The 18,945-nt window shown below is 62.2% G+C and carries 17 protein-coding genes and 7 tRNA genes; 14 read left to right on the forward strand and 10 right to left on the reverse strand.

The features are described from left to right. Window positions 1–7: 7 nt before the first annotated feature. The 4 genes from L8U58_RS02405 to dxs all read left to right on the forward strand — a co-directional run bounded on the left by L8U58_RS02405 (window position 8) and on the right by dxs (window position 4,736). Window positions 8–676, forward strand: coding sequence for a DUF3710 domain-containing protein (locus L8U58_RS02405; RefSeq protein WP_269954618.1), 669 nt, complete (start codon window positions 8–10; stop codon window positions 674–676). Continuing rightward, the gene (locus L8U58_RS02410; RefSeq protein ID WP_034972831.1) at window positions 676–1,413 is read left to right on the forward strand and encodes a DUF3159 domain-containing protein; all 738 of its coding nucleotides are present in this window, start codon (window positions 676–678) and stop codon (window positions 1,411–1,413) included. The genes L8U58_RS02405 and L8U58_RS02410 overlap by 1 nt, the downstream gene beginning before the upstream one ends. Beyond that, a complete protein-coding gene (locus L8U58_RS02415) occupies window positions 1,379–2,728 on the forward strand; it encodes a class I SAM-dependent RNA methyltransferase (RefSeq protein WP_269954619.1) in 1,350 nt (449 codons plus the stop codon). The genes L8U58_RS02410 and L8U58_RS02415 overlap by 35 nt, the downstream gene beginning before the upstream one ends. A gap of 109 nt (window positions 2,729–2,837) precedes the next feature. Next, window positions 2,838–4,736 carry a 1-deoxy-D-xylulose-5-phosphate synthase gene (gene dxs / locus L8U58_RS02420; protein WP_035002339.1) on the forward strand — a complete coding sequence of 633 codons (1,899 nt, stop codon included), beginning with the start codon at window positions 2,838–2,840 and terminating at the stop codon, window positions 4,734–4,736. On the opposite strand, the gene L8U58_RS02425 is transcribed toward dxs, so the two are convergent. Beyond that, on the reverse strand, window positions 4,718–6,007 hold the full coding sequence (locus tag L8U58_RS02425; protein ID WP_269954620.1) for a ribonuclease D: 1,290 nt from the start codon (window positions 6,005–6,007) through the stop codon (window positions 4,718–4,720). The genes dxs and L8U58_RS02425 overlap by 19 nt on opposite strands. A gap of 63 nt (window positions 6,008–6,070) precedes the next feature. Next, window positions 6,071–6,703, reverse strand: coding sequence for a DUF3000 domain-containing protein (locus L8U58_RS02430; protein WP_034972824.1), 633 nt, complete (start codon window positions 6,701–6,703; stop codon window positions 6,071–6,073). Between the two features lie 132 nt (window positions 6,704–6,835). Between L8U58_RS02430 and hemE the strand changes: the two genes are divergently transcribed. The 3 genes from hemE to hemQ all read left to right on the forward strand — a co-directional run bounded on the left by hemE (window position 6,836) and on the right by hemQ (window position 10,246). Further along, window positions 6,836–7,966: a uroporphyrinogen decarboxylase gene (gene hemE / locus L8U58_RS02435; protein WP_269954691.1), complete on the forward strand. Its 1,131-nt coding sequence runs from the start codon at window positions 6,836–6,838 to the stop codon at window positions 7,964–7,966. Further along, the gene (gene hemG / locus L8U58_RS02440; RefSeq protein WP_269954621.1) at window positions 7,963–9,414 is read left to right on the forward strand and encodes a protoporphyrinogen oxidase; all 1,452 of its coding nucleotides are present in this window, start codon (window positions 7,963–7,965) and stop codon (window positions 9,412–9,414) included. The genes hemE and hemG overlap by 4 nt, the downstream gene beginning before the upstream one ends. Window positions 9,415–9,529: 115 nt before the next feature. Beyond that, window positions 9,530–10,246 (forward strand): hydrogen peroxide-dependent heme synthase, encoded by a 717-nt coding sequence (hemQ, locus tag L8U58_RS02445; protein WP_034970708.1) that lies wholly within the window; start codon window positions 9,530–9,532, stop codon window positions 10,244–10,246. Between the two features lie 41 nt (window positions 10,247–10,287). On the opposite strand, the gene msrB is transcribed toward hemQ, so the two are convergent. The 8 genes from msrB to L8U58_RS02485 all read right to left on the reverse strand — a co-directional run bounded on the left by msrB (window position 10,288) and on the right by L8U58_RS02485 (window position 12,679). Further along, window positions 10,288–10,713, reverse strand: a complete 426-nt coding sequence (gene msrB / locus L8U58_RS02450; protein ID WP_269954622.1) for a peptide-methionine (R)-S-oxide reductase MsrB — start codon at window positions 10,711–10,713, stop codon at window positions 10,288–10,290. Next, window positions 10,713–11,966, reverse strand: coding sequence for a glycosyltransferase family 87 protein (locus L8U58_RS02455; RefSeq protein ID WP_269954623.1), 1,254 nt, complete (start codon window positions 11,964–11,966; stop codon window positions 10,713–10,715). Before L8U58_RS02455 ends, msrB begins: the two co-directional genes overlap by 1 nt. Window positions 11,967–12,065: 99 nt before the next feature. After that, window positions 12,066–12,141, reverse strand: a tRNA-Gly gene (locus L8U58_RS02460). Window positions 12,142–12,165: 24 nt separating this feature from the next. Then, window positions 12,166–12,237, reverse strand: a tRNA-Val gene (locus tag L8U58_RS02465). Window positions 12,238–12,265: 28 nt separating this feature from the next. Then, a tRNA-Cys gene (locus tag L8U58_RS02470) sits at window positions 12,266–12,340 on the reverse strand. A gap of 43 nt (window positions 12,341–12,383) precedes the next feature. After that, window positions 12,384–12,459: transfer RNA gene (locus L8U58_RS02475), tRNA-Gly, on the reverse strand. Between the two features lie 23 nt (window positions 12,460–12,482). Continuing rightward, window positions 12,483–12,554, reverse strand: a tRNA-Val gene (locus L8U58_RS02480). A gap of 49 nt (window positions 12,555–12,603) precedes the next feature. Next, a tRNA-Gly gene (locus L8U58_RS02485) sits at window positions 12,604–12,679 on the reverse strand. A gap of 249 nt (window positions 12,680–12,928) precedes the next feature. Here L8U58_RS02485 and L8U58_RS02490 point away from each other — a divergent pair. The 7 genes from L8U58_RS02490 to L8U58_RS02520 all read left to right on the forward strand — a co-directional run bounded on the left by L8U58_RS02490 (window position 12,929) and on the right by L8U58_RS02520 (window position 18,943). Then, window positions 12,929–13,003, forward strand: a tRNA-Val gene (locus tag L8U58_RS02490). A 192-nt stretch (window positions 13,004–13,195) separates the two neighbouring features. Next, window positions 13,196–13,777: a copper resistance CopC family protein gene (locus tag L8U58_RS02495; RefSeq protein ID WP_080719771.1), complete on the forward strand. Its 582-nt coding sequence runs from the start codon at window positions 13,196–13,198 to the stop codon at window positions 13,775–13,777. Between the two features lie 48 nt (window positions 13,778–13,825). After that, window positions 13,826–14,149 (forward strand): hypothetical protein, encoded by a 324-nt coding sequence (locus L8U58_RS02500; RefSeq protein ID WP_035002343.1) that lies wholly within the window; start codon window positions 13,826–13,828, stop codon window positions 14,147–14,149. A 92-nt stretch (window positions 14,150–14,241) separates the two neighbouring features. Next, window positions 14,242–14,949 (forward strand): copper chaperone PCu(A)C, encoded by a 708-nt coding sequence (locus tag L8U58_RS02505; RefSeq protein ID WP_269954624.1) that lies wholly within the window; start codon window positions 14,242–14,244, stop codon window positions 14,947–14,949. A 5-nt stretch (window positions 14,950–14,954) separates the two neighbouring features. Further along, a complete protein-coding gene (locus L8U58_RS02510; RefSeq protein WP_080719967.1) occupies window positions 14,955–16,208 on the forward strand; it encodes a Dyp-type peroxidase in 1,254 nt (417 codons plus the stop codon). A gap of 164 nt (window positions 16,209–16,372) precedes the next feature. Further along, window positions 16,373–18,376 carry a threonine--tRNA ligase gene (gene thrS, locus L8U58_RS02515; protein WP_269954692.1) on the forward strand — a complete coding sequence of 668 codons (2,004 nt, stop codon included), beginning with the start codon at window positions 16,373–16,375 and terminating at the stop codon, window positions 18,374–18,376. 6 nt (window positions 18,377–18,382) lie between these two features. Continuing rightward, window positions 18,383–18,943, forward strand: a complete 561-nt coding sequence (locus tag L8U58_RS02520) for an HIT family protein (protein WP_051892226.1) — start codon at window positions 18,383–18,385, stop codon at window positions 18,941–18,943. Window positions 18,944–18,945 lie beyond the last annotated feature (2 nt).

Consider the following 18,945-nt stretch of genomic DNA (forward strand, 5'->3'; position numbering starts at 1 on the left):
GAGTTTGATGATGTTTGGGCGCAAGAAGAAGGACAACAACCCCGCTGAAGAGATGGAGCAGGTGGTGGCCGAGCAGGGGCAGGAAGACAACGACTTCGGTCCCTTTGACGGTGACACCGTGAACTTCGAGGACTTCGACTTCTCGGACTTCTCCGACGATGCCCTCGACCTGGGTTCCATGGTGATTCCAGTGCCTCGTGGCGGTGGAGTGATTGTGGAGATGGGGCCGGAGGGGCCACAGATGATTCACTTGCAGGTTGACGGTGGTCGCCTGACACCCGTAGCTTTCGCTGCACCTCGCAACGGCGACCTGTGGGCCGAAACCATCGACGAGACCGTGGCGGGCATGACCAAGGACGGGCTGGAAGTGCACCTGGAGGATGGCCCGTGGGGCCAGGAAATCTGTGCAGTCGCTGGTGAGGGGCAGATGCGCATCATCGGCGCCAACGGCCCGCGCTGGATGTTCCGCATGACGTTGGCTGGTGAAAAGTCCAAGGCCGAGGATCTGGCTTTGATCGCCCGAGAGATCGTCGCACGTACCTTTATCCGGCGTGGCAATGATCCGATCCCGGCTGGTCAGGCGCTGCCGGTGTTGATGCCACCGCCTCTGCAGGAGCAGATGGAGCAACAGCTGCGGCAGATGGAAGGCGAACAGAACGGCGGAGAACAGCAGTAATGGCCGAATCGACCGAATCGGCGGAATCTGGACAGAAGCAGAGCCAAACCAAGGAAGAGCCGGGCACTCTGCTAGAGCAGATGGGTGGTCTGTCCGGGCTGGTTTCGTCGACCCTGCCCGTGCTTGTCCTCGTGCCTGTGAACAGTCAATGGGGGCTAACACCTGCTTTGATTTCCGCGCTCGCAGTAGCGGTGGCGATCCTGGTGTGGCGGCTGGCGCGAAAGGAAAATCTACAGCCCGCAATATCCGGCTTCATGGCCGTCGCGCTGTGCGCAGCCATTGCTTGGTTCATGGGGGATGCAAAGGGATATTTCGCCTACGGCATCTGGTATTCGCTGGTGGCAGGCATCGCCTTCATCATTTCGATCTTTGTCCGCTGGCCCCTGGTCGGCGTGATCTGGCGCGGAATCAATGGCGACGACCAGCGTTGGCGCACTAACCGTCGGGCCGTGCAGGCATTCAACATCGCCACGATTGCCTGGGCACTGGTGTTCCTTGCACGCTTCGGCATTCAGCAGTGGCTCTATGTGGCCGACAAAACCGACGCGCTGGGGTACACCCGTATTGCCATGGGATGGCCGTTGACTCTTGTCGCGGTGGCCGTCACCGTCTGGGCCGTCAAGGCTGCGAACAAGGCGGAGGGCCGACACCTGGAGAACGCTGATCAACCCGAGAAGGCGGAGACCGACAGCACCGTGGGAAATGACGAAGAAGTGGAAGCGGATGGGCGTCACTAAGACGGAAGAAGTAGTGATCAACCTGGAGGGGCCAGCCAACGGCGGCACCGTGATTGGTCGGCTAGACGGACAAGTCGTGTTTGTGCGCGGTGGGCTGCCCGGGGAGCAAGATGTGACGGTTGCGCTGGATCCGGCGCGGAAATCGAACTCCAAGAAGGGCTTCCGGACCGGTGAGGCGACAGCGGTCGGCCAGCCACACCCGCACCGCGTGGAACCTCTGTGCCCAGCAGCGAAGGCGGGAGCGGGCTGCTGTGACCTGGACTTTGTGGACGCTATCGGCGCGCTGGATTATAAGAAGCAGGTCGTGCTTGACCAGCTGCGCCGGGTGGGCAAGATCGACGCCGAGACGTTGAACCAGATCCAGGTGACCACGAAGAGCCTGGAACCTTACGCGGGTTCACGAACCCGAGTGCGCCTGGCCGTTTACGCCCAAGGCACCGTCGGGCAACGCGCCCGCGGCTCCCACGACGTTGTGTCGGTGGAGCACGAATGCGCGCAGTGGAGTGACGCACTGAAGGACGGTTTGGCGCAGGACATCCACCAACTGCAGGAGGCAGAGCGACTGACCCCGAACACGGAAATCGCCGTGGCGGTGGGGGACGACGGCACCCGGCGCATGGTGCAGCTGCAGGGATCGGCTGGACGCCCGCAGGCGAAAGCGCTTACGGGCGGACCATTACCCACCGTCACCCGCACGGTGCACTATGGCGAGGGCTTGGATCGCGAGTTCGATGTGCAGTGGGAGAGCCAGGTACAGGACTTCTGGCAGGCTCACAGCGCTGCACCGCAGTTCTATTCCAGCTGGATCGCGCGGCACATACCGCCAGCGGGCAAGGAGCGCGCTTCCGTCGCGTGGGACCTCTATGGCGGCGCGGGCGTATTCAGTGCCGCGCTGTCCCGGAAAACCGACCGCGTGGTGTGCGTAGACGTTGCCGGGAGCGCCAGTGAAGCCGGGGCGCGGGCCTTGGATGCGGCGGGAATCGACAACGTTGAGTTCGTCGACGCCGATGTAGCCCGAAGCGTTTCTAGCCTCCCGCGGGGCGGAAAAGTCCACGCCGTGGTTGTGGATCCGCCGCGCACGGGTGCGGGTGCGCAAGCAATTACCGACATCGCTAAGGCACGGCCGCGCCACGTTGTGCACGTCGGATGTGACCCTGCCACTGCAGCCCGTGACCTGGGTGTATGGATTCAGCGGGGCTATGCGATCAAGGAGCTGTGCGTAGTGGATGCATTCGGCCTTAACCACCACGTAGAGCTATTGGCATATCTAGTTCCTACCCGTGGCCGTCGAGCTGGTTCACGAGCTGATTCTTAGGTAGCAGCGCGGACTCACAGCGGATTCTTTCAATTCGCTAGGGCGCCGTTAGAATAGAACGAAAATCACTCATCGGCGCGCGATAAAGGATGGAGAAGAGTAGCTTCACATGGGAATTCTCGACAAGGTGTCCTCGCCCGCTGACCTAAAGGGACTGGATGCAGACCAGCTCGAACAGCTGGCCGCGGAGATTCGCGAGTTTCTGATCCAGAAGGTCTCCGCCACCGGCGGCCACCTGGGGCCGAACCTGGGCGTAGTGGAGCTGACCATCGCGATGCACCGGGTATTCGATTCGCCGTCGGACCCGCTGATCTTTGACACCGGCCACCAGGCCTATGTGCACAAGATCCTGACCGGTCGCCGTGACCTCTTCGATACCCTACGCCAAAAGGATGGCCTGTCCGGCTATCCCGACCGCGCGGAATCCCCGCACGACTGGACTGAATCTTCCCATGCTTCCGCATCTCTGTCCTACGCGGATGGTCTGGCCAAGGCGTTTGAACTCACCGGGCAGGTGCACCGGCACGTCGTTGCCCTCGTGGGCGATGGTGCCCTGACCGGTGGTATGACCTGGGAGGCGCTCAACAACATCGCTGCAGCAAAGAAGCGCAGCCTTGTTGTTGTCGTCAACGACAACGGGCGCTCTTATTCCCCGACGATCGGCGGCCTGGCCGAGAACCTGGCCGCGCTGCGCCTACAGCCCATGTACGACCGGGTGATGGATACCGGAAAGAACGCCCTCGGACGCATGGGCTGGGTCGGCGACCGTGCCTTCCAGGTGATTCACGGCTTCAAGGAGGGCGTGAAGCACACCGTTATCCCGCACGAGATGTTCCCGGAGCTGGGGCTGAAGTACATCGGCCCGGTCGACGGCCACGACCTCAAGCAGGTGGAAAACGCCCTGCGTTATGCCAAGGACTACGGCGGCCCAGTTATCGTCCACACCGTGACGCAGAAGGGCAAGGGTTTCGACCCAGCGGAGCAGGACGAGGCCGACCAGATGCACTCGACCGGCGTGATCGACCCGATTACCGGCGAGTCGATGGCGAAGAAGACCGAGGGCGCAATCAGCTGGACCAAGGTGTTTTCCAATCGCCTGATCGATATCGCCAACGAGCGCGAGGACGTAGTTGCCATCACCGCCGCCATGGCTGGCCCTACGGGTCTGGCCGACTTCGCCAAGGTACACCCCAGCCGTACTTACGACGTCGGCATCGCCGAGCAGCATGCGGTGACCTCCGCAGCCGGCTTGGCGCTCGGTGGTCTGCACCCCGTCGTTGCTGTGTATTCGACGTTCCTGAACCGCGCCTTCGACCAGCTGCTGATGGACGTCGCCCTGCTGAAGCTAGGTGTGACACTCGTCCTCGACCGCGCAGGCATCACCGGCTCCGACGGCGCCAGCCACAACGGTATGTGGGACCTGTCGATCACGGGCATCGTGCCGGGCATCCACGTCGCCGCGCCGCGTGATGCGCGCACCCTCGAGCTGGCACTCGACCGTTCGGTGGCCATCGACGATGCGCCTACCGTGGTGCGTTTCCCGAAGGGCAACGCCCCCGCAGCGATTCCTGCGGTGCGAGAGGAAGCCGACTACGACGTGCTCTTCGAGCAGGGCGGCGACGGTGCCAACTCTGGCAAGAAGGTGCTCATTGTTTCCTTCGGCGCTCTGGCCGCGCAGGCCCTCGCTGCCGCCCAAGCTCTTTGTGACGCCGACTTTTCCGCCACCGTCGTCGATCCCCACTGGGTCATTCCCACGTCGGAGAACCTGCTGGAGCTGGCCCAGGACTTCGATCTGGTTGTCACGATCGAAGACAACGGCATCCACGGTGGTGCCGGCAGCACCCTGCAATACGAGCTATCCGCCGCGGGCATTGACGTGCCGGTACGGATCCTGGGCGTGCCGCAGAAGTTCCTGGCTCACGCCTCGCGCGGGGAAGTGCTGGAGGAGCTCGGCTTGGACGTCGACACGGTCGTGGACACCGTACTGGGTTACGCCCAGAAGCTGTAGTCCCCGCTATACACCCCGGCCACGGCGGGGAGGGTGGCGTTGAGGAGGACCTCTACCTGCCACGGACGCAGCCCCAGGCGTTCCCATTGAGTGCCCAGAAGCTCCTCCCATTCGGCCAGTGGGTCGGCCGCCCCGTCGTAGGCATGGCTGGCCTCCGCCAGCCAGCAGGCCCAGGCGGCTTTGCGCAGGTTTCGCCTGGTGACGATGGTATCCAGCCGTATCTGTAGATTATCGGCGACGTCGTCCGCCGCAGACAGGATTGCATCTGCGTAGGCAGCGGCGCGCGGGTATTCCTGGGACCAGATCTTGTGGTCGGGAATCCCGGGGGACGAGTGCCGGGGCGCACGGTAGTGCTCTAGTTCGAGGTCGTAGGGTGCGGAGGTGAGGGCGTCCGAAAGAACCTCAGTAAACCGCCTGCGAGCCCGCGGGGCAAGGCGAACCCGCGAGCGGTGCAGACAAAATCGGAGTTGCTTCAGCGCAGCATTCGGATCGTCGACGACGTGACCGGCGATGGCGACGATGTCGCGGCTGCGCAGGATGGTTTCGGGGGATAGATCGCGGTGGCGGGCCAGTTGATCGCGCGCCTCCCACAGGTCGTGGGCGACCTTGCGTGACAGAGGCTCGCGCAGGGAGGAAAGCCCCTTTAGCGACGTCCAGTCGGGGGCGGTCAGGGCAGTGGCGGATGCGAGTACGTGGGCGCATTCCTGGCTGTACCACTCGGTGCGGCCCATTTCGGCGAGCTCCCGTATGCAGAGCGTGTGGATCTCGATGAGCCATTCCACGTCCAAGGCCGCGTAGTTGAGCATTTCTGCGTTCAGTGGCCGGCGCGACCAGTCGGCGTTGCCCTTGTCCTTTGGTACTTCGATGCCGAAAAAATCCTCCAGCAGGCCGGACAGCCCGATGCGTTCGGCGCCGAGGATCTGAGCCGCGATCTGTGTGTCATGCAGACGCTGCGGGTGCCACCCCAGAGCCATCAGGCAGGGCAGATCCGTGTGTGCGGCGTGCAGGATCCAGTCGGCGCTATTGACGACCTCCGACATGCGGGCGGCGGCCGTGGGCTGCGCTTCTGGGTCGATGAGGAAGGTTCCGGCACCGCGGCGCCGCAGCTGGATGAGGAAGGCGCGGTCGTTGTAGCGGTAGGCGGAAGCGCGCTCGGTATCGATGGCGATGGGGCCGGTTCCCGCGGCGAGAGCGCGGGTGGCTTCCTCGATCTGCTCCGGGGTGTCCCGCAGAGGCGGGGTACCGGCGGCGGGGACAGATACAAAGCTCACACGACAACGATACGCCACGGGCGCGTTGCTGGCCGCTGGAGCTGCACTGCGGAGGCGTGCGATTTAAGAGTCGTTGGCGGCGTTGGCGGTGCCCGCGGAACGGGCGCCGAAGGCGAGTGCGGTCACACCCTCTGGTGGCAAGCCAGCGACGTTGGCCAGAACCTCGGCAAAAGCCTGGACGTGGCCGGTCAGGTCAGAGCCGGTGGCAGTCCAGGACGCACGCAGTTCCAGCTGGAAGGCACGCGGCGGGCCACCGATGTCGCCATAACGAACAGAGGCGGTAGAAGTGACCGTTCCGCCGAGGTCGGTGTAGTCGCATTCCGGCGAATCGAGCTGTTCTTTAAGCCAATCCCAGGCAACATCCGGCAACAGGGGGTCGGAGGCAACGGCGGCGTCCATGTCCGCCTGAATGTAGGCGACCATGCGCATTTTCTTGCCCTTCCACTGCTCCTCGCCTTGCGGGTCGTGCAGCAGAATGAGGCGGCCAAAGGCGTCGCCTGCGGGGGTAGCGCTAGATTCGGCGCCGGGGGTGTCCTCGTCGGCGGGCAGCACCTCGAGGCCGATGGCGTGGCTGAGGGGTGCGAGGTTGCGGGGAGGGCGAATATCGCCGACGCTGATGCCGCGACGCACATGTGCTTCCGACATGGAGCGCACGGCTTCGTGGAAGTACTCTGGGATCTCAGTCTCTTGGCTCACAAGGCCTAAACCTAGCCTTTAAGGTTTGGTGCAGACGTGAGGCGCGCCGAGGCGATTGTGATTGCCGGGCGCTCCGCTGGCGCTGGCATAATGGAGGCCATGACGCGTGAGCCTTTTGATCGCCTAGATCCTATGTCCGACTTGCCCGCCGATGTCGCTGCTGCCGAGGCACGCCGCCGAGCCGATAAGGATGCGCCTTTCCTGGCCGCTGCGCGCGGCGAAAAGCCCAGTCGCCGACCGGTGTGGATGATGCGCCAGGCAGGCCGTTCGCTGCCTGAATACCGCGAGATTCGCAAGAACCACGGGATGTTGGAATCTTGTTTCAACCCTGAGCTGTTGGCGGAGATCACGCTGCAGCCGGTGCGGAGGCACGATGCTGATGCCGCGATCCTGTTTTCCGACATTGTGGTGCCGCTGAAGGCAGCGGGGGTGGACTTGGATATTGTGGCTGGTCGGGGTCCGGTCGTCGAGCACCCGGTTCGCACGCAGGAGGCCGTCGACGAGCTGCCGATCGTCGAACCAGGCCAGTTGGACAGCATCGTCGAGGGCATCGGCGGAGTTCTGGAGGGGCTGCGCAACGACCAGGTGCTCATCGGATTCGCAGGCGCACCCTTCACCCTGGCTTCTTACCTGGTGGAAGGTGGCCCATCGAAGAACCATGAGGTCACGAAGGCACTGATGTACACCCATCCTGATGTGTGGCATTCGTTGATGCGCCGATTGACGCCCACAATTGTCCGCTTCCTCCAGGTTCAGGCGGAGGCTGGCGTGGATGCCCTGCAGCTGTTCGACTCTTGGGCGGGCTACTTGTCCGCCCGGGATTACCGGGAATTCGTCCAGCCGTTTTCCGCCCAGATCTTCGATGCGATGCGTCCCTATGGCATTCCGATGATTCACTTCGGCGTGGGCACCGGCGAGCTACTGGGAGAAATGGCTCTGGCCGGCCCGGATGTGGTGGGAGTGGATTGGCGCGTCCCGATGGACTCTGCGGCGGCGCGCATCTCTGCCGCACTGCAAGAGGCCAAACCCACCGCGGAGCCTGCCAGCCGCGCGAAGGCACTGCAAGGCAACCTGGATCCCGCGGCGCTGTTCGCTGGCCCGGACATTACCGCAGAGAACGTCGCCCGCATCTGTGCAGAGGCCGACCGAGCTATCGAGCGTGGCCAGGCTCGCGGGCACATCTTCAACCTCGGCCACGGGGTGTTGCCCAACACGGATCCGGATGCCATCACTCGCGCCTTTGAGGAGGTTCACAAGCGATGAAAGCTAACCAGTTCTCCTGCCACTTCGAGAAGCTAGATACCACCGGGCTGGAGGGGCTGCGCGTCGCCGTCATCGGCGGCGGAGTTGCGGGTCTGAGTGCCGCCTGGGAGTTGCGTCGACAGTTGGGGCCGAATGCCCGCATCCTGGTGACCGAGGCCTACGACCGCCTGGGCGGGAAGCTCAAGACGGTTAACTTCGCCAACGGCCCAGTGGACATGGGAGCGGAGGCGTACCTGGGTTTTCGGCAGGACTTCACAGAGCTAATCGAGTCCGTCGGGCTGGGCGATCAGTTGTGCACTCCCTCTGGCCTGCCGAGTGGTTTCTACGTCGACGGTGCCCTGGTGGACATCCCCCGCCGCACGCTGATGGGAATTCCGTCCCGCGGCGAGGACGTGCTGGAGGTCGTCGGCAAGGACGGAGCTGCCCGCATCGACGCGGAGCGTAACGGTCAGCCCATGACGTGGACCCCCGGCCAGGACACCTCTGTTGGCCAGTTGGTGGAAGCCCGATTGGGCCGCATCGTGGTCGACCGGTTGGTCTCCCCGCTGCTCGGAGGCGTGTATTCCGCCGACGGATTCGACCTGGGCGTCCGCGCCACCATCCCACAGCTTGCCGCGGAACTTGATCGTCTGGGCGAAACCGGCCAGCCGTTCTTCCTGGTGGATGCCGTGGAAGCGATTCTTTCGAAGCGTGCGGCTGCACAGCCGGAGGCGGGGGAGAAGCCCAAGCCGGTGTTCCGCAGTCTGCGCGGAGGCTACGCCAGCCTGGTGGACGCACTGGTGCGTCACGCGAACCCCGAGGTGCTGCGCAATGCGGCGGTGGAATCCATCGGCCGCACCCGTACTGGCTACTACATCGATCCGATCGGTGAGTTCGACGCGGTTATCGTGGCCACTCCCGCCCCGACCGCATCCGCGATTCTGCAGTACATGGCACCCACGGCCGCGGACGTGTTGGGCGAAGTGGAGCTTGCCAGCAGCGTAGTCGTGGGCATGCGCATGGCTTCTGCCCATGGCATCCCGGAGCGCTCTGGGGTTCTTTTGGGAAGTGACGCCCCCACCGAGGCGAAGGCTTTTACGTTCTCTTCCCGCAAGTGGCCGCATCTGGCCGAGCGGGGAGGAGCTTTCGTGCGCGCTAGCTTCGGCAACTTCTCTAACCCCTGGCACTTGGAAGTGGACAACCGTGCTCTGCTGAGTTTCGCGGTCGACGACTTGGAGCGCATCACTGGCGAGCGCAAGACCCCGGAGGAGTACTTCGTTCAGCGCTGGTGGGGTGGCCTGCCACGCTACGGAGTGGGCTACATGGATGCGATGGCGCAGGCCTACGACGACGTGCTCGGTGTGCGTGGGCTGGCACTGGCCGGCGCCATGCTCAACGGCGTGGGCGTGCCAGCTTGTGCAGCCTCCGGTGTGGAGGCGGCCCGGGAGATTATCCGCGAAATGGCGTGACCCTCCCCACGCCTACCCCCTCCCATGTACTGGGTCGCGTAAATTGGATTGCACATGCGGGTGTGGGAAAACCCGCGACACTCAAAACCAAGAAAGGCTAAAAGGCTTAAACACTATGAGTGAACTGAACGCGCAGGAAATCAAGCGCCTCAACGCCGTCGTCCGCTTTGCGAACTACTCGGTTTTCAAGGTTGAGCCGGGTGTGCTGGGGGAGCGCTCGGAGGTGGCTGCAGACTTCCAGGCATTCATTGACTCCTACGCGGACGCGGATCTGGAAATCCGCGGCGTCTACGACCTGTCCGCGCTGCGTGCCGAAGCAGATGTGATGATCTGGTGGCACGCAGAGAAGATGGAAGACCTGCAGGCGGCTTACCGTCGCTTCCTCAAGGAAACTCAGCTGGGTCAGGCTTGCGAGCCGGTATGGTCCAACACCTGCCTGCACCGCCCGAGCGAGTTCAACAAGGCGCACCTACCGTCCTTCATCATGGGCGAGGATCCGGGCGACTGGATCTGCGTCTACCCGTTCGTCCGCAGCTACGAGTGGTACACCATGGAGCGCGCGGAGCGTTCCCGCCTGCTGCGCGAGCACGGTCAGGCTGCACTGGGCTTCGATGAGGTCCGCGCCAACACCGTTCCTGCTTTCGCACTCGGCGACTATGAGTGGATCTTGGCCTTCGAATCCCCGACCTTGGAGCGCATTGTTGAGCTGATGTACAAGATGCGCTACACGGAGGCCCGCCACCACGTGCGCGAGGAAACCCCGTTCTTCACCGGCCGCCGTGTGAACGGCTCCCAGGAGAACCTGGCCGGCTTCGTAGAGTCGCTGGCTTAACTCAAAAAGGCGCCCACTGGGCGCCTTTTTCTTTGGCTCTTTTAGCCCTCGGTGGGCTTGAGAGTCAGCGCAATGCTGTTGATGCAATAGCGCTGATCCGTGGGGGTGGGGTAGCCCTCACCCTCAAAAACATGGCCAAGGTGGCTTTCGCAGCGTGCACAAAGCACCTCGATCCGGCGCATACCCAACGAGTTATCCACGCGGGTAATCACCGCGTCGGAATCTTTCGGATCAAAGAAACTCGGCCACCCACAGTGCGAGTGGAACTTTTCGCTGGAACGGAACAGCTCTGCGCCACAGCCCTTGCAGGCGTACACGCCCTCGGTTTCGGTATCGGTGTACTCGCCCTTAAACGGGGCTTCGGTACCCGCCTGGCGCAGCACGGTGAACTCCTCAGGGGTCAACCGTTCGCGCCACTGCTCCTCGGAGAGCTGGCGGTAGTCGACGGAAGGGTTCAGCTCTACCATTAGTCTTTCCTCTCACTTACCGATTCGGCTGGTGCCCGGTAGAACAGGCCATTCGTGTGCAGATCGCCGAGGGGGTGGACGCTGTGGCGTCGATCCCTAAGGAACCACAACACCGAAACCACCGCGGCAGACACTATCAACAATGACCAACCGATTGCGCCGCGAGTATACTCCGCTATACGGCCATAGTTGACCCACCGGTCGGAAAACCACTCGTCGAAACTGAAAAACAGGTACACGCCCAACCACGCCACCGGGTTGTGCATGGTGGAACGGGATCGCAGTACCGTGAAGATCATCGGCAACAGCAGCATCGAGTAGTACATCTGCCCCAGGCTGCTGATCAAGAACACGCCTGTCAATAAGACACCGGCCGTGGTTGCAGACCACATGACGGGGTCGCGGTCACGGAAGCGCAACAGCATCGCGAGGGCCACGATCACGCCCAGAGCCGCCAAGATCCGCCACAGCCAGATCGTCCAATCCGGGAAACCGAAGTACACGCCGACCCCAGGAATGGAGGAATTGGCGAAGTCGCGAACGCCGCCGAGGTAAGGCAGCAGCTTGTCGAAGTAATCGTTGGCGTTGGCGGTCAGTGGGAAGGCGATGGCGTTCAGCCCAACCGGAATCGCCACTGCAATGCCAATGGTGGAAAGCTGACGGCGCATCAGTGGAATGAACAGCAGGGGGAGGAACTGGGGCTTGACCGTGATGGCTAGGCCGATCACGAGCCCCGCCAGCAGGCTCCGGTTGTTAATGAGCAGCCAGAGGAATAGCGACTCGGCCAGCAGCAGCACGCCGTTGATGTTGCCGAAGCCCAGGGTGTTCGCGATCGATTCGGAGCTGAAGAGGAAGAAGACGCCGACGGGCACAACCCAGGAGGAAAGGCGGAAGCCGAACAACCTTGTCAGCACCATCACCGCGAGTACGGCCGCGATGGCGTTGCCGACCACGTAAATCGCGCGGGCGGCATCGATGTTGCCAACCAGCGACAGGGGGCTCAGCAGCAGCGTGGCGCCGGGGGAGTACAAGTAGTGGGGGTCGGTGGACGAATAGTCCTGGTCGTAGATCGCCTCGTGCGCGCGGAATTTGTACAGGGCGTTAATGACCGTCCCGAAGTCATCGGTCAGCCGTGCGTTCCAGGGGTGCAGGAACGCGCGGTGGATAAAAGTCATCACGGCTAGCGGCCAGAACACCACGCAGAGCAACCGGGAGGTGTCTACACGGGGAGAAGTAGATTTGTCGGCATTCATCGCGGAATGATTTTAGCCCCGGAAGTTCCCCGCGCCCCGGTGCCACGCCGCTGGTAAGAAAGCAAAAAGAGGGAGGCGCGGAGCCTCCCTCAAATTTTTTGGAGCGGATGACGAGACTCGAACTCGCGACCCTCACCTTGGCAAGGTGATGCGCTACCAACTGCGCTACATCCGCATTCGGATCCTCGGGGGGATCCTGTGCGCGATACTGGGATCGAACCAGTGACCTCTTCCGTGTCAGGGAAGCGCTCTCCCGCTGAGCTAAACGCGCCTAATAGTTCACTTTGTGTTTAAGAATGTGGAGGTGGAAACGGGAATCGAACCCGTGTACACGGTTTTGCAGACCGTTGCCTAAGCCACTCAGCCATTCCACCGCGGCAAGTGAAGTGCTTGCTCGTGGTCCACTTTAGTGAACCGTGGAGCGGATGACGAGACTCGAACTCGCGACCCTCACCTTGGCAAGGTGATGCGCTACCAACTGCGCTACATCCGCATTCGGATCCGCATGGGATCCTGTGCGCGATACTGGGATCGAACCAGTGACCTCTTCCGTGTCAGGGAAGCGCTCTCCCGCTGAGCTAAACGCGCAGGAAATCAACGACCCAAGTCCTATTAGGGAACCTACTAGGCTTGAGCGTGGAGCGGATGACGAGACTCGAACTCGCGACCCTCACCTTGGCAAGGTGATGCGCTACCAACTGCGCTACATCCGCACTCGCAAACATTGATCGGTGCTACTGAATGTGCAATCGATCGTTGTTGTGAAAACAAACACTAGCGTGTTTATCTGCCAGATCACAAATCCCCAGGTTAAACAGCGCTTCGTTGCCGGAGATACTGCCGGGGTCGCAGCCATAGAACTACATCGTTGGGATTTTCGGCACCGCTGACTTCAAGGGGGTTTGGTTCTGCTGAGTCCCTAGTGGTAACTTTCTTCCCCAGTGGTCGCAAAGGATCACTAAGGTTCCATAGCTCAGTGGAAGAGCGTTCCGCTCACACCGGAAAGGTCGCTGGTTCGAACCCAGTTGGAACCACCAACATCCGCTCGGCGCGCAGGCGCCGGGCGGTTTTTCTTTTCCCCCTCTAGGGGGTGGGGGATCTGGGTTGGGAACTATTGTCAGCCCGCGCCCGACTACTCATGCAGTGTCGAAAGTGTTCGCAGGATTTCATCCATCGTTTTCGGCGCTATGGTGTTAGCAGTGTCTGTGACAGAAAGGTTCACCGTTTTCATGCCTCGCCGTTTTTCTTCTTTTGGACGCCCCCTCGCTCGCGGCCTTGCCGCGTGTGGAATGGTCGCTGCCGTCTCGGTGGGGGTCAGTGCTCCTGCGGAGGCTCACGACGTGGTGCTGAATTCGAACCCTTCTGCCAACTCCACGGTTGACCATTTGCCAGGCAAGATCGTGCTGGATTTCTCCGGCGCGCCGCAGGATGGTTTCAACAACATCGCGTTGTCCCACAACGGCGATGTTCTGTTCCGCGGGGAACCGAAGGCAGATGGTCGGCAGTTGAGCATCGACGTGCCCGAGGATGTCCAGTCGAAGAAGGACAACGGCGAGTACGTTATCGGCTACCAGATCACTAGCTCCGATGGTCACTCCACTCGCGGTAGCGTCAAGTTCACTCTCGAAGCTGAGGGCGGAACGGTTAACGGCGCTGGCGATAGTGGAGAGGAGAAAAAGAGTGAAGAGGGGGAAGCGGGGGAGCAATCCCCGAGTGTTCCTTCTTGGTTATTGCCTTTGGGCGGTATCGTCGTAATTGTAGGTGCACTGGCGCTCGCCATTGCCCGCTTTCGCGATGTGAAGAACGACTAGGTTCTTCGCGCGTGATTTGTTGACGTTTACCTGATCAGGAGAATTCCCGTGAAGAAGTTCCGCTCTGCAACCGCCGCTGCACTGGCTCTTTCCACCGCTCTCGCGTTGTCCGCCTGCACCCCTCCGCATGAGAACGACGGTGACAAGCGCGAGGACACTGCCACCACCGGCCCGGCTACCCCGAGCATCCAGTCCACTGAGGAGGCAGCTACGGATTCCGCTGAGTCTAAGACCGAGTCTGAAACCGAGTCTGAGGCTGAGTCTGAATCCGCGACTGCAGAGTCCGAGATGACTGAGATGGACGGTACGGCCGGGAACAACGCCGAGGCAACCGCCTCCGGCGCAGCTTCCGCGTCTGGTTCCGCCAACTAACGCACGAGACTTATAGTTGCGTGCGTGCCGGGGATATTCCCGGGCACAACGATGGTGGTGGGCCTGAACGCCTTTTAAACGAAAGGTTCGTTATGTCCCTGACCTCCCTGAATGCTTCCAAGAAGAGCTTGCGTGCCGCTTCGGTGGCCGCGATTGCCCTCAGCGGTGCGCTGGTTCTTTCCGCATGTTCTGATAGCGGGGATGAGAAGAAGGATTCCACTAGCTCCCAGAGCGCTTCGGCAACCGAGTCCTCGGCCGCTGAATCCGCCGAGCAGGGTGGAGAGTCTGCAGCGATTGGCAGCGAGGAGCTGCAGTTCAAGGACGCTTATGTGACGGCCAAGGGTGCAGACAAGATGATGACTGCCGTCTTCGGTACTCTGCACAACACCACTGACAAGGACATCACCATCACCGAGGTCAAGGGCGACATCGATGGTGCTGATTATCAGCTGCACACGGTTGACAATGCCGGTGTGATGAAGCAGGTCTCCGACATGAAGATTCCTGCGGGCAAGGACAAGGCTCTGGAGCCCGGCGGCGATCACATCATGATCATGGAGGTTAAGAAGGAGCTCTCCGCCGGTGATGCCCTGACCCTGACCCTCGTGGACGAGGACGGCAAGGAATACGAGATGAAGAACATCCCGGTGCGCGTCCAGCAGTCGACCCACGAGCACTATGGCGAAGGCCAGGGCGACAAGGGGCACGAGGGTCATGATCACATGGGGCACGATCACATGGGCCACGATCACGGTGATCACATGAGCCACGAGGACCACGAGGGCCACGAGCACCACTAATCGCCATGTCTGATCCTGTAGATTCCCGTTCTTCGCTTTCTGACGCCCCCACGCCCGAACCCGCCAGCGGGCATAAGCTCACCCGCCGAGGTTTCTTCGCCGGGCTGGGCATGACCGGCGCCGCATCCGTACTGGCAGCATGCAGCTCGGCGGATGATTCCGCTGCGTCAGCTGGCAATGCTGGGGCGGACAGTGGGGCGTCAATAAGAAAGATAGATTTCGACGGGCCGCACCAAGCAGGAATCCAGGAAGACTCGCAGACCCATGCGCTGGTCGTAGCTTTTGACCTGAAGAGGGACGGGCTGCCCAGCGGTGGGTTGAAGCAGAACCTCACACGCTTGATGCGGATCTGGACGGGTGACGCTCGCTCGATGACGCAGGGCAAGACCGCCCTGGCGGATCTGGAGCACGAGTTGACCGTCGCACCCCAGAACCTGACGATTACCGTCGGGTGGGGGCCGAAGCTGATTGAGGAAGTAGGCCTTCTGGGCGATGCTCCGTCGTGGGTAAAGAAGAACCTGGACGGCTTGCCGAAGTTCAAGGGGGACAAGCTCAACGATGATTTCGGCGCAGCCGATGTGGTTCTACAGATCTGCGGCGACGATCTGACGGCCGTCAGTCACGCGGCTCGCGTTTTGACCCGTGGCGGGCGCGACTACGCCACGCCGAAGTGGACCCAGCGCGGATTCGTCGACTCACCCACAGGTGAGACTCCCCGCAACCTGCTGGGATTCAAGGATGGCACGGCCATTCCCCGCAAGGAAGAGGAATACAACGAGTTCATCTGGGACGACCAGGGCGGCAGCGCTATGGTCGTGCGCCGGATCGTTTTCGACATGCCGGCCTGGGAGCAACTGGATCGAAAGTCGCGGGAGGTCGTGTTCGGGCGCCACGTCGATACGGGCGCCCCGATCGGCGGCAACGACGAATTCGACCCAGTGGATCTGAACAAGGCGGGCGATGACGGTCTGCCGTTGATCGACGAGCGCAGCCACGTTGGCATTACCGCCGGCGAGGGCACGCACATACGCCGTCGCGCCTACAACTGGGACAACGAAGTAACGCCACTGGGCAACAGCGGCCTTATCTTCATCTGCTTCCAGAACGACCCCGACAAGGCCTTCACTCCACTGCAGAAGCGACTGGCGGAAAAGGATCGACTGAATAAGTGGATTACCCACGTCGGCTCCGCGGTGTTTTGGGTACTGCCCGGCACCCAACACGGGGCGTACTGGGGCCAGAAGATTCTAGAGGGGTAGAATCTACGGGCGTTGAGGACTGTCACCAGGTATGTGACCGTCACATGAGCCTTTAGAAGGAGCGCGATCCACAAGTGAGTAACCCCGCAAACCCTCCAGCAGCCGATGCCCATCAGGCACCCGTAACCTTCCGGGTGCCGGCAGGCACTCCCGCAGGCGCTGCAATGCGCGAGCTGGAACTGCCGAACAAGGGCCCGGAAGCCATCGTCTGCGTCAAGGAAGCTGAGGGCGACAACGTCGGCCAGCTGCGCGACCTTTCCTGGGCACCAGAGCAAGACACCGATGTGACTGCGGTGCCCGCCAATACCGATGAGGGGCGCGGGGTTATTCGCCACTCCTGCGCACACGTCCTGGCTCAGGCCGTGCAGAAGGAGTTCCCCGGCACGAAGCTGGGCATCGGCCCGGCCATCGAAAACGGCTTCTACTACGACTTCCAGGTTGCAGAGCCCTTCACCCCGGAGGACCTGAACAAGCTGGAAAAGGCGATGAAGAAGATCATCAAGTCCGGCCAGAAGTTCGAGCGCAAGGCCTACGACGACGTAGAGCAGGCGCGTGCGGAGTACAGGGACGAGCCTTTCAAGACCGAACTGATCGCCGACAAGGGCAACGTCGACCCGAATTCCGACGAGGCTACCGAGGTCGGCTCCGGCGAGCTGACCGCCTACAGCAACGTCAACCCGCGCACCGGCGACGTCGAGTGGTACGACCTCTGCCGCGGCCCGCACGTGCCCACCACTCGCTACATTCCGGCCTTCGCGCTGACCCGTTCCTCCGCCGCTTACTGGCGCGGTGACCAGTCCAAGGCTGGTCTGCAGCGCATCTACGGAACCGCGTGGGAATCCAAGGAAGCGCTGGCCGAGTACCAGACGATGCTGGCGGAGGCGGAGAAGCGTGACCACCGCCGACTGGGACAGGAACTGGATCTGTTCAGCTTCCCGGACGAGATCGGCTCTGGCTTCCCCGTGTTCCACCCGGACGGCGGCATCGTGCGCCTGGAGATGGAGGAGCACTCCCGCAAGCGTCACATTGCCTCCGGCTACAGCTTCGTTAACACCCCGCACATCACCAAGGGTGACCTGTTCCAGAAGTCCGGGCACCTGGACTTCTACGCAGACGGCATGTTCCCGCCCATGCAGCTGGACGGGGAGACCGATGACGAGGGTAACGAGACCAAGCCGGCGCAGGACTACTACGCCAAGCCGATGAACTGCCCGATGCACAACCTGATCTTCGCCTCACGCGGGCGCTCCTACCGCGAGCTGCCGCTGCGCCTGTTCGAGTTCGGCACTGTGTACCGCTACGAGAAGTCCGGCGTGATCCACGGACTCACCCGCGCCCGCGGCTTTACCCAGGACGATGCGCACATCTACTGCACCGAGGACCAGCTGGAACAAGAGCTAACGACGGTGCTGGAGTTCATCATTTCCCTGCTGCGCGACTACGGTCTGGATGACTTCTACCTAGAGCTATCCACCAAGGATCCGAACAAGTTCGTCGGTAGCGACGAGATCTGGGAGCGCTCCACCGAGATCCTGGAGCGCGTGGCCACCAAGTCGGGTCTGGAACTCGTTCCGGATCCGGCCGGTGCGGCCTTCTACGGTCCGAAGATCTCCGTGCAAGCCCGCGACGCCATCGGCCGCACCTGGCAGATGTCCACCGTGCAGTTGGACTTCAACCTGCCGGAGCGCTTCGACCTGGAATACACCGCCCCGGATGGTTCGAAGAAGCGTCCGATCATGATCCACCGTGCCCTGTTCGGCTCCATCGAACGATTCTTCGGCGTGCTGTTGGAGCACTATGCCGGTGCCTTCCCGGCCTGGCTGGCTCCGCACCAGGTCGTCGGCATCCCCGTCGCCGACGAGTTCAACGACTACTTGGAGGACTTCGCTGCCGAGTTGCGCTCCCAGGGAATCCGCGCGGAGGTCGATACGTCGGACGACCGCATGCAGAAGAAGATCCGCAACCACACCACCGGCAAGGTGCCGTTCATGCTGCTGGTCGGCGGGCGCGACGTCGAGGCCAACGCGGTGAGCTTCCGCTTCCTCGACGGCACCCAGGTTAACGGCGTGCCACGCGAGGATGCCCTGCGCATCATCTCCACCTGGATTCGCGAACGCCGCAATGCCCAGCCGAGCGCGGAACTGGTACAGCCGTTGGTGGAGGCTTAAATCGCTGTGGGGGACCAGTACGTAGACCAAGGCGCAGGCTCGCAGCCCGACCTGCAAGGCGGGCTCGATCGGCTGTGGGCTCCCTACCGCTCGCAGTACATCGCGAAGTCAGATCGTTCCGCTGACCCTTTTTCCACCCTGCCGGAGCAGTCGGACGAGGAGGCGCTGATCGTCGCCCGCGGCCAGACCGTCTACTGCGTGCTGAACCTGTACCCCTACAACCCCGGGCACATGCTGGTGGTTCCTTACCGCCAGGTTGCGGACTACACGGAGCTCACGGACGAGGAAACCGCGGAGCTCGCGGAGTTTACGAAGATTGCGCTGAAGACCCTGCGCGCCGTGTCAAAGCCCGATGCGGTGAATGTCGGCCTGAATCTGGGCAAGGCATCGGGTGGCTCCATTCCGACACACCTCCACCAACATATAGTGCCTAGGTGGGTTGGTGATGCTAACTTCATGACAGTCATGACCGGTGCCAAGGTGCTGCCACAGACCTTGCGCGAGACCCGTGCGCTGTTGGCGGAGGCATGGGAGCGCACCGTCCTTTCCGCAGACAAGGGAGAGTAACT

It is taken from the genome of Corynebacterium macclintockiae (assembly GCF_027570165.1).
Lineage (GTDB): Bacteria > Actinomycetota > Actinomycetes > Mycobacteriales > Mycobacteriaceae > Corynebacterium > Corynebacterium macclintockiae.